We start from the raw sequence: 10,391 nt of genomic DNA on the forward strand, positions 1-10,391 counted from the left end.
GAAGTCTCAAACGGTCGGTCCGCGCTAACGGCCGATTGCGAAGCGTGACTCTCCACCCCAGCACCCTAAACATACAAGCGAAGCGCAGCGTAGCGAGTTTAGCGAGACCCCGCCGTAGTCGAGCACCGCAGGTTGCCCGTAGCGAAGCGGAGGGACGCAGCAACCAGGGTCGCCTTTTCTTTGCTTACTTTCTTTTGGCGAAGCAAAAGAAAGTGAGTCGCATGCCGGGCGACCCCGGCCAGCAGGTCTTAGAGGAGGGCACAGGCGCGCAAGCCGGCGCAAGACCCGGCCCCAAGACCCGGCCTCAAGAAGGAACATTCACTACCCGTTCGTCGTCCGGGATGAGGGGCGTCCCCTCATCAGGCTCCACCGGCAACTCCAGCGCATCGTCATCGTCCGGCGCCTCTTCAGGCGGGCCGTGGCGCGGCTGGCCGTTATTGGCCGAGCCGGTTCTCAATGCGGGTCTGGCTATCCTTGTGGGCATGATCTTCTCCTTTGGCTCTGGTTGGGCGACGCCTCTAGACGCTTGGGGCGATGATGCGTGACCGGGCCGCGCGGCCCGCCAAGCCAAGCGGCTGTTTCACTGTCAGTGCAGGCCGACAAGCCGTGCACTGCTGTAACACTCTGTTGTCCTACACCCGGCCTGTCTTCCGGCGCACAACTTGTTGCCGCGCGCCTGCCTACAGTCGAAAGACACGGCGATGGCCCGAGTGCATGGCCTATCAATCAAGCGGTTCTCTCTTGGTTCTCTCTTGCGCCTTCTGCCTATTGTGTGGAATTTTTTTGAAAGAAGCATCATGGACAAAACCACAGCATCCTCCGCCAACGGCAATCCCATCCAGCGCGGCGTCGAGTCCGCCGGCGCGGCACTCCACAGCGGCATCGACAAGGTGGCCGACCCGGCGCGCAGCGCGGTGGACCGTGCTTCCTCGGCGGCGCACCAAGGTGTCGACAAGCTCGCGGGCACCGCCAGCAGCGTAGCCGACCGCTTTGCTGACCAGACGCGCCGCATCGGCGAAGCGCCGGCCCATGCATTGGAAGTTTCGAAATCCTGGGTGCAGGAAAGGCCGCTTGAAGCCGTGGGCGCGGCTCTGGCCATTGGTTTTATCCTGGGGCGGTTGACCGCGCGCTGAGTTTGCGCGCCTTCCCGCCAAGCCGCCCCTGGGGCGGCTTTTCTTTTTGGTGCCACGGAATTTGGGTACAGTAGGCGGCTCTTCCTGGTTGCGCCACAAGTACAACGCCATGCGCCGGATGCCTGTTCCACCCCGCTGCGGCTCATCGCCGCGGCCCTGACGAAAAAGAATACCCATGGCCAGCAGCCTGCTCGCACTGATTGACGACATCGCCACCGTGCTGGATGACGTGGCGCTGCTTTCCAAAGTCGCCGCCAAAAAGACCGCCGGCGTGCTGGGCGACGACCTGGCGCTCAATGCCCAGCAGGTCTCGGGCGTCAAGGCCGACCGCGAACTGCCGGTGGTCTGGGCCGTGGCCCGGGGCTCTTTCATCAACAAGGCCATTCTGGTGCCGGCGGCGCTGGCCATCAGCGCTTTCGTACCCTGGGCGGTGACGCCGCTGCTGATGGTGGGCGGCGCCTTTCTCTGCTACGAGGGTTTTGAAAAACTCGCGCACAAATTCATGCACAGCGCGCACGAACAGGCCGCCGAACACGAGGCGCTGACGGCCGCACTGTCCAATCCCGCGGTGGACCTGGTGGCGCTGGAAAAAGACAAGATCAAGGGCGCGGTGCGCACCGATTTCATTCTCTCGGCCGAGATCATCGCGATCACGCTGGGGACGGTGCAGGCCAGCCCCTTCATCACGCAGGTCGCGGTGCTTTGCGGCATCGCGCTGCTCATGACGGTGGGGGTGTACGGCCTGGTGGCGGGCATCGTCAAGCTCGACGACGGCGGGCTTTACCTGAACCAGCGCGTGGGCGAGGGCGCCTGGCCGCGCCTTCAGCGAAGCACGGGGCAGGCTATTTTGTGGGCCGCGCCCTGGCTTATGAAGGGGCTGTCGGTGGCCGGCACGGCCGCGATGTTCCTGGTGGGCGGGGGCATACTCACGCACGGTTTCGCGCCCCTGCACCACTTCATTGAATCGCTCACGCAGCAGGTGGCGGCCGGTGCGGGCGCTTTCCTGGCCGCGCTCACGCCGCTGTTGATGGATGCGGTGGTGGGCCTGGTGGCGGGCGCGCTGGTGCTGCTGCTGGTCAGCCTGGCCATGCGGCTACGGCCGCGCGCTTAAGAAGCGTCCGACTTGCCCGGGCGGGCCGGTTTTTCCGGTGATTCATCCTTGTGCTCCCGGGCTTCCCCGGCGGGCTGGTCGTCCGGCACGGGAAACGGCCAGCGCCCCTTTTGCTGAGGCGGGGCGGGCAGGGCGGCCTCCCTGGCCCGCTGCTCCAGTGCCCTGCGGCTTTCGGCGTCGGGCGCGGGTGCTTTCAATCTTGGCATGGAGGCTCTTTCGCAAACAGGATGAAGGACGGCATCAGGCAGATCCCGACCTTAACGCTCTCGCGCCGCGCGCCCTGTAGGCTGTCAGTGACGCCGCCTGTAGGAGATGCCGGGGACGCTGTTACTCGGCGAGCGCTTCGGCAGCGGGCTTCGCGCGCGTGATGCGTCCCGGCAGCGTGCTCTTGCGCTGGATCAGGTCGTGCTTGGCGAACAGCTCCGCGATCCAGTCGACAAAGACACGCACCTTGTTGCTCAGGTGGCGGTTCGGCGGGTAGACCACGTGGATGGGCTTGGCCTCGGAGCACCAGCCGTTGAACAGCGGCTCCAGCGCGCCGCTGCTGATGTGGTGCTGGACCAGGAAGGTCAAGGTCTGCAGCACGCCCAGGCCGGCCAGCGCCGCCGCCACGCCGGCATTCGAGTCGTTGACCGAGAGCTGGTGATGGCCCTCGACCTCCACCGCCTGCCCGTCCTTGTGCAGCGTGACGCTGTAGAGCTTGCCGTCGCGCGGTGACACATAGCGGATCAGCCTGTGTCCGTGCGCCAGTTCCTGCGGATGCTGGGGCACGCCGTGGCGTTTGAGGTAGGCCGGCGACGCGCAGGACATCAAATAAAACTCGCCGATGCGGCGCGCCACCAACGACTGGTCGGTGATCTCGCCGCCGCGGATCACGCAGTCCACGTTCTCGGCCAGGATGTCGATGGGCCGGTCGCTGACGCCCAGCTCCAGCTGGATGTCGGGATAGCGCGCATAAAAATCCGGCAGGGCCGGGATCACCACCGCCATGCCCAGGGAAGAAGGAATGTCGACCTTGAGCCGGCCGCGCGGGCTGGCCTTGGCGCGCGACATGCTCGACTCGAGTTCTTCCATTTCGCCCAGCAGGCGGCCGGCGCGTTCGTAATAGGCCGCGCCATCGGCCGTGACCGTGACCTTGCGCGTGGTGCGGTTGAGCAGCTTGGTGTCCAGCGACTGCTCCAGCGTCTGGATCAGCCGCGTCACGGTCGGCTTGGGCATGCCCATGGAATCGGCGGCCTTGGTGAAGGTGCCGGCTTCCACGACCCGAACAAAAGCCTGCATTGCGGAAAACTTGTCCATGAGAAAGTCCTGTCCTGTGGTCCTGGTAAGGGGCTGTCAATGCACTTGAGGCGCCGCGGGCGGGTGGGCCTGCTGCCTCGTTCCCCGGCGGCGGGTGGCCGCTGGGGTCCTGGGGAAAGTCGGGGAGATCCGCGAACGGCGGCTTATGTGGGGGCTGCGAGGGGCGATTGTGACCATCATGGCGGCTTCCTGCGGACGGCCCCAAATAGCCCTTGGCGGTGTCCGGGTTTTCCCTTGCTTCTTTGACCTTGCCCTGGGGGCAAGGCCCACACTTCGCGCCCTTATGCACAAAAGCAGGCAATGAGGCAGGCAGGGGCTTGCGTGGCAATTTGCCCGGTACCGGGGTGTGAGCGGCTTGACCATCCCCCCGATTGTTGCATTGGTGAAATAAAGAATAAACGGAATGGCTATTTATTAAGTGATGCCCCGCGCGTATCTTCTGCTGCATTGCAACAAACCGGAGGCCCTACGCGGTCACGACGATGAAAAGCCAGCAGCCCGCCCTCACAGGCGCCGACAAAACCAGCCCCCCGTGGGTCGAGAAGCAGATCCAGCTGGCGCTGAAAAAGCCGCTGGATGTGCGTTTCTACGGCCGCCGCAGCGGCACGGGCGTGTCGCCGCTGGTCGTGCACTTTCATGCGGGCGCCTTTGTGGGCGGCTCGCTGGAAGGCGGCTCCTGCGTTGCCGGGCTGCTGGCCGACGCCGGCGCGGTGGTGATGTCGCTGGACTATCCGCTGGCGCCGGAGCACCCGTTCCCAAGCGCCGTGGAAATGGGCTACGCCGCCCTGGAGTGGGCTTTCAAGGCCCGCCACAAGCTGGCCGGCGCGGGTGCGCCGGTGTTTGTGGCCGGCGAGGAAGCCGGCGGCAACATCGCCGCAGCCGTGGCGCTGATGGCGCGCGACCTGCAGGAGCCGGCCTTGGCCGGGCAAATCCTGTTGTCGCCCATGCTGGACCCTTGCCTGGCGACGGCTTCGCTGCGCGACGCCGAAGCCGGCCCGGTGGGCTGCACCTGGGCCGACGGCTGGCACAACTACCTGCCGCGCCTGGAAGACGCCAGCCATCCTTACGCCGCGCCCGGCTCGGCCTTTCGCCTGGCCGGCCTGCCGCCCACGCTGCTGATCACGGCGCAAGACGACCCGCTGCGTGACGAGACGCTGGCCTATGCCGCGCGCCTGCGCGCCGCCGGCCTGGTCGCGATCGACACGGTGCTGCCCGTTCCCACCGGCTGGCCCTGCAGCTACCTGGAGCCGGCGAACCATCAGGAAGCCTGGGCGCCGTTGATCCATGAGCGCTTCGGCCGTTTCTTCGCCACTGCGCTGGATGCGCGGACCGCCGCGCACAGCGCGGTGTCCTGAGTTTTAGACGTTCAATTTTTTCTTTGAGGGAGTTCACCATGCCACTGATTCATCCGGATACCGACAAGCGCCGCGCGGCAAAGCAGCGGCGGGTTGATAGCCCCTGCGGCGCACCGTGTTTGCGTGCCGCGCGCTTGACCTCAACTTAGGTTGAGGTTCTACAGTCGCCGATTTGCTTCCTTCACCTCATCCGTTTTCAGTTCATTAGTTCATCAGTTTCATAAATCCAATCATCGAGAGAATTGACATGCCATCCATACAACTGCATACCCCCAAACGCCGCCTGCTGGCCGTGGCCCTCGCCGTGCTCGCCGTGACCGGCATCGCCGCCGCCGTGTTCGGCGTCTCCAGCACCAGCGCCCAATCCGGTCCCGCCCAGCCTCAGGCCACACCCGTGTCGGTGGCCACCGTCGTGCAGAGCGACGTGTCCGCCTGGGACGAGTTCTCGGGCCGGCTGGAAGCGGTCGAACGCGTGGACATCCGCTCGCGCGTGGCCGGCACCATCCAGTCCGTGCACTTTCGTGAAGGCGCGCTCGTGAAGAAGGGCGACCTGCTGCTGACCATAGACCCGGCGCCGTACGCCGCCGACGTGGAACGCGCCGATGCGCAGGTCGCGGCCGCCCAGGCCCGGGTCACCCAGGCCAAGGGCGAGCAGGAGCGCTCGCAGCGCCTGTGGAGCGAGCAGGCCATCTCCAAGCGTGAGTTCGACGAGCGCACCAACGGCAAGGGCGAAGCCGACGCCAACCTGCGCGCAGCGCATGCGGCCCTGCAGACGGCCCAGTTGAGCCTGGGCTACACCCAGGTGCGCGCGCCGGTCTCCGGCCGCGTCGGCAAGCTCGAAGTGACGGTGGGCAACCTGGTTGCCGCCGGCCCCGGCGCGCCGGTGCTGACCACGCTGGTGTCGGTGAGCCCCATCTACGCGAGCTTCGATGCTGACGAGCAGGTCGTGGCCAAGGCCCTGAAAACCAGGTCGATGCACGCAGCGGCACCGTGCGCGCCCGCGCCGTGTTCGACAACAAGGACGGCCAGCTGATGCCCGGCCAGTTCGCGCGCATCCGCATGGGCCAGGCCACCAAGGGCACGGCGCTGCTGATCAACGAACGCGCCGTCGGCACCGACCAGAACAAGAAGTTCGTGCYGGTGGTGGGCGCCGACAACAAGGCGGTCTACCGCGAAGTCACGCTGGGCGCCTCCGTCAACGGCCTGCGCGTGGTCAAGGGCGGCCTGGCCGCCAACGAACGCATCGTCGTCAACGGCCTGCAGCGCATACGCCCCGGCGCGCTGGTCGCGCCGCAAGCGGTGGAAATGTCCGCCAAGGCCGAACTCACCGAAAAAGCCGTGAAGGTCGCGGCCAAGTCCTGAGCCGCCCCTTCACCTGAACAAGAAGAATCGCCATGAATCGAGGAAGCCATCAACGGCGTCGACGGCATGCTCTACATGAGCAGCCAGGCCACCACCGATGGCCTGATGACGCTCAACGTGACCTTCAAGCTSGGCACCGAYCCCGACMAGGCSCAGCAGCTGGTGCAGAACCGCGTCKCKCARGCCGAGCCGCGCCTGCCCGAGGAAGTGCGCCGCCTGGGCATCACCACCATCAAGAGCTCGCCCGACCTCACCATGGTGGTGCATTTGCTCTCGCCCAACGATCGCTACGACATGACCTACCTGCGCAACTACGCGGTGCTCAATGTCAAGGACCGCCTGGCGCGCATCAACGGCGTGGGTCAGGTGCAGCTCTTCGGTTCGGGCGACTACTCGATGCGCGTCTGGCTGGATCCGCAGAAAGTGGCTGAGCGCGGCTTGTCCGCCGGCGACGTGGTGCGGGCCATCCGCGAGCAGAACATCCAGGCCGCCGCCGGCGTGGTGGGCGCTTCGCCCGGCTTGCCCGGCGTGGACATGCAGTTGTCCATCAACGCCCAAGGCCGCCTGCAGAGCGAGGAAGAGTTTGGCGACATCATCGTCAAGACCGACAGGGGCGGCGCCGTGACGCGCCTGCGCGACATCTCGCGCCTGGAACTGGGCGCATCGGACTACGCGTTGCGCTCGCTGCTGGACAACAAGCAGGCCGTGGCGGTGCCGGTGTTCGCCGCGCCGGGCTCCAACGCCATCCAGATTTCGGATGACGTGCAGGCCGTGATGAAAGAGCTCAAGAAGAGCATGCCCGAAGGCGTGGACTACGAGATCGTCTACGACACCACGCAGTTCGTGCGCTCGTCCATCGAGGCCGTGGTGCACACGCTGCTCGAGGCCGTGGCCCTGGTGGTGCTGGTCGTGATCATCTTCCTGCAGACCTGGCGCGCTTCGGTCATCCCGCTGCTGGCCGTGCCCATTTCCGTCATCGGCACTTTCGCGGTGATGCACCTCTTCGGCTTTTCGATCAACGCGCTCAGCCTGTTCGGGCTGGTGCTGGCCATCGGCATCGTGGTCGACGACGCCATCGTGGTGGTGGAGAACGTCGAGCGCAACATCGAGGCGGGCCTGAGTCCGCGCGACGCCACCTACCGCGCCATGCGCGAGGTGTCCGGGCCCATCATCGCGATCGCCCTGGTGCTGATCGCCGTGTTCGTGCCGCTGGCCTTCATCACCGGCCTGTCGGGCCAGTTCTACAAGCAGTTCGCGCTGACCATCGCCATCTCGACCGTGATCTCGGCGATCAACTCGCTGACGCTGTCGCCCGCGCTGGCTGCCCTGCTGCTCAAGGGCCACGATGCACCCAAGGACGCGCTGACCCGCGGCATGGACAAAATCTTCGGCCGCTTCTTCGGCGCCTTCAACAAGGCTTTCAGCCGCGGCTCCGAGAACTACAGCCGCGGCGTCAAGGGCGCGATCTCGCGCAAGGCCGTGATGCTGGGCGTCTACCTGGTGCTGGTGCTGGCCACTACGGGCCTGTTCAAGGCTGTGCCCAGTGGCTTCGTGCCCGGCCAGGACAAGCAGTACCTGATCGGTTTCGCGCAGCTGCCGGACGGCGCCACGCTGGACCGCACCGAAGACGTGATCCGCAAGATCAGCGACATCGCCATGAAGCAACCCGGCGTGGAACACGCGATTGCCTTCCCGGGCCTGTCGATCAATGGTTTCACCAACAGCTCCAACTCGGGCATCGTGTTTCTGTCGCTCAAGCCCTTCGACCAGCGCAGGAGCGCGGACCTGAGCGCGGGTGCCATCGCCGGCCAGCTGAACGGAAAATTCGGCGGCATCCAGGAAGCCTTTATCGCGATGTTCCCGCCGCCGCCCGTGCAGGGCCTGGGCACCACCGGCGGCTTCAAGCTACAGCTGGAAGACCGCGGCTCGCTGGGTTATGCCGCGCTCGACGCCGCCACCAAGGCCTTCATGGCCAAGGCCTACCAGACGCCTGAACTGGCGGGGCTGTTCTCGAGCTTCCAGGTCAACGTGCCGCAGCTGTATGCCGACATCGACCGTACCAAGGCGCGCCAGCTCGGCGTGCCGGTAACCGACGTGTTCGACACCATGCAGATCTACCTGGGCAGCCTGTACGCCAACGACTTCAACAAGTTCGGCCGCACCTACTCGGTGCGGGTCCAGGCCGACGCGCCTTATCGCGCACGCGCCGAGGATGTCGGCCTGCTCAAGGTGCGTTCGGCCACCGGCGAGATGGTGCCGCTGTCGGCGCTGATGAAGGTCACGCCCAGCTTCGGCCCGGAACGCGCCATGCGTTACAACGGCTTCCTSTCCGCCGACATCAACGGCGGCGCAGCGCCCGGCTATTCGTCGGGCCAGGCGCAGGACGCGGTCGCCCGCATCGCGGCCGAAACCCTGCCGCCCGGCATCAGCTATGAGTGGACGGACCTGACTTACCAGGAAATCATTGCCGGCAACTCGGCCATGTGGGTGTTCCCGCTGGCGCTGCTGCTSGTCTTCCTSGTGCTGGCCGCGCAGTATGAAAGCCTGACCCTGCCGATCGCCATCGTGCTGATCGTGCCCATGGGCCTGTTGGCCGCCATGCTGGGCGTGAAACTTACCGGCGGCGACAACAACATCTTCACGCAGATCGGCTTGATCGTCCTGGTGGGGTTGTCGGCGAAGAACGCCATCCTGATCGTGGAGTTCGCGCGCGAGCTCGAGTTTGCCGGSCGCACSCCGSTSCAGGCSGCGATCGAAGCSAGCCGSCTSCGCCTGCGCCCSATCCTGATGACCTCGCTGGCCTTCATCATGGGCGTGCTGCCCCTGGTGCTGTCGACCGGCGCCGGCGCCGAAATGCGCCATGCCATGGGTGTGGCGGTGTTCTCGGGAATGATTGGCGTGACGGCTTTCGGCCTGTTCCTCACGCCGGTGTTCTACGTCACCCTGCGCCGCCTCACGGGCAACCGCCCGCTCAAGCTGCACGGCGAAGTGCCGCATATCGAGGCCTTCGCGGGCAGCGGCGGCGCGGGTACGCATGCGCAGCCGGCGGCACCCGTCAAGCTTCACGAATAACAACAAGCATCACGTCAAGGAGTTCATCATGAACCACACATCGTCAAAACTGCGCACCGCGCTGCTGCCTCTGCTGGCTGCCCTGGTGCTGGCCGGCTGCGCCACCAGCGCGTCGGTTGACCCCGCCAGCATTCCCGCCGCACCCGCGGCCTATAAAGAGAATGCCGCCACGGCAAGCACCGCAAGCGCCACAACCACCACCGCCCCGCAATCGCAGGGCGCCTGGTGGAAGGTATTTTCCGACCCGGTGCTCGACCAGCTGGTCGAGCGGGCGGCCACCAACAACAACAGCGTCAAGGTGGCAGCGGGCCGGCTGGCCCAGGCGCGCGCCATCCTGCGCAATACCGATGCCGACCGCCTGCCGCAGGTCGGCCTGAGCGGCGGCGCCGTGCGCCAGAGCAATATCACGACCAACCGCGTGGCGCAGACCACGGTCACGGCCGCCGCGAATTTTTCGTATGAAGTCGACCTGATCGGCAAGCTCTCGCTGAACTCGGATGCCGCCTCGCTCGACGCCCAGTCACGCGAAGCCCTGCTGCGCAGCACCCAGTTGCTGGTGCAGGCCGACGTGGCGCAGGCCTACCTCAACCTGCGCGCGCTGGACACCGAGCGCACGCTGGTGCGCGACACCCTGAAGGCGTACGGCAACACGCTGCGCCTGACGGAAGTGCGCTTCCGCGAGGGCGACGTGGCCGAGCTCGACGTCGCCCGCGTGCGCGCCGAGGTTGCCTCGACCGAATCCGACGCGCTGGCGCTGGACCAGCGCCGCGCCGCGCTGGAACATGCGCTGGCCGTGCTGGTCGGCGAGGTGGCTTCGAATTTTGCCGTCGCGCCGGCCGAGTGGTCGACCGCACTGCCCGTCATCCCGGCCGGCGTGCCCAGCACGGTGCTGGAACGCCGCCCCGACGTCTCGGCCGCGCAGAGCAGCATGCAGGCCGCGCAGGCCCGCGTGGGTGTGGCCAAGGCCGCCTGGTTCCCGACCTTCTCGCTGACGGCCAACGGCGGTTATGCCGCGCCCGAGATCAAGGACCTGTTCAAGGTCTCGAGCCAGGCCTGGGG

General features: G+C 66.3%; 7 protein-coding genes and 2 pseudogenes. 6 read left to right on the forward strand and 3 right to left on the reverse strand.

Features of this window, described 5'->3' with window-relative positions:
• Positions 1-304 precede the first annotated feature (304 nt).
• On the reverse strand, positions 305-484 hold the full coding sequence (locus AC1D0P_RS20665) for a hypothetical protein (protein ID WP_436153823.1): 180 nt from the start codon (positions 482-484) through the stop codon (positions 305-307).
• A gap of 313 nt (positions 485-797) precedes the next feature.
• On the opposite strand from AC1D0P_RS20665, the gene AC1D0P_RS20670 reads away from it, so the two are divergent.
• Both AC1D0P_RS20670 and AC1D0P_RS20675 read left to right on the forward strand, forming a co-directional pair.
• A complete protein-coding gene (locus AC1D0P_RS20670) occupies positions 798-1,133 on the forward strand; it encodes an ElaB/YgaM/YqjD family protein (protein ID WP_477678461.1) in 336 nt (111 codons plus the stop codon).
• Between the two features lie 175 nt (positions 1,134-1,308).
• Positions 1,309-2,244, forward strand: a complete 936-nt coding sequence (locus tag AC1D0P_RS20675) for a DUF808 domain-containing protein (protein ID WP_477678462.1) — start codon at positions 1,309-1,311, stop codon at positions 2,242-2,244.
• Here AC1D0P_RS20675 and AC1D0P_RS20680 read toward each other — a convergent pair.
• Positions 2,241-2,450, reverse strand: a complete 210-nt coding sequence (locus AC1D0P_RS20680; protein ID WP_477678463.1) for a hypothetical protein — start codon at positions 2,448-2,450, stop codon at positions 2,241-2,243. The two genes, AC1D0P_RS20675 and AC1D0P_RS20680, sit on opposite strands and share 4 nt — an antisense overlap.
• 121 nt (positions 2,451-2,571) lie before the next feature.
• On the reverse strand, positions 2,572-3,543 hold the full coding sequence (locus tag AC1D0P_RS20685; RefSeq protein WP_477678464.1) for a LysR family transcriptional regulator: 972 nt from the start codon (positions 3,541-3,543) through the stop codon (positions 2,572-2,574).
• Positions 3,544-4,025: 482 nt separating this feature from the next.
• Here AC1D0P_RS20685 and AC1D0P_RS20690 point away from each other — a divergent pair, with 482 nt between their 5' ends.
• The 4 genes and pseudogenes from AC1D0P_RS20690 to AC1D0P_RS20705 form a co-directional block, all read left to right on the forward strand.
• Entirely contained in the window at positions 4,026-4,898 is an 873-nt protein-coding gene (locus tag AC1D0P_RS20690; protein ID WP_477678465.1) for an alpha/beta hydrolase, read from the forward strand.
• 247 nt (positions 4,899-5,145) lie between these two features.
• Positions 5,146-6,260: pseudogene (locus tag AC1D0P_RS20695) on the forward strand (efflux RND transporter periplasmic adaptor subunit).
• A 36-nt stretch (positions 6,261-6,296) separates the two neighbouring features.
• Positions 6,297-9,332: pseudogene (locus AC1D0P_RS20700) on the forward strand (efflux RND transporter permease subunit); the annotation flags it as partial.
• 28 nt (positions 9,333-9,360) lie between these two features.
• On the forward strand, positions 9,361-10,391 hold a 1,031-nt coding region (locus AC1D0P_RS20705; RefSeq protein WP_477678466.1), incomplete at its 3' end, for an efflux transporter outer membrane subunit.

Source organism: Polaromonas sp. P1_G2 (assembly GCF_056405515.1).

What these genes read in the sequence shown, in the direction of transcription:
- AC1D0P_RS20665 (WP_436153823.1), bottom strand. Translation starts at nt 484, where the DNA reads ATGCCCACAAGGATAGCCAGACCCGCATTGAGAACCGGCTCGGCCAAT.
- AC1D0P_RS20670 (WP_477678461.1), top strand. Translation starts at nt 798, where the DNA reads ATGGACAAAACCACAGCATCCTCCGCCAACGGCAATCCCATCCAGCGC.
- AC1D0P_RS20675 (WP_477678462.1), top strand. Translation starts at nt 1,309, where the DNA reads ATGGCCAGCAGCCTGCTCGCACTGATTGACGACATCGCCACCGTGCTG.
- AC1D0P_RS20680 (WP_477678463.1), bottom strand. Translation starts at nt 2,450, where the DNA reads ATGCCAAGATTGAAAGCACCCGCGCCCGACGCCGAAAGCCGCAGGGCA.
- AC1D0P_RS20685 (WP_477678464.1), bottom strand. Translation starts at nt 3,543, where the DNA reads ATGGACAAGTTTTCCGCAATGCAGGCTTTTGTTCGGGTCGTGGAAGCC.
- AC1D0P_RS20690 (WP_477678465.1), top strand. Translation starts at nt 4,026, where the DNA reads ATGAAAAGCCAGCAGCCCGCCCTCACAGGCGCCGACAAAACCAGCCCC.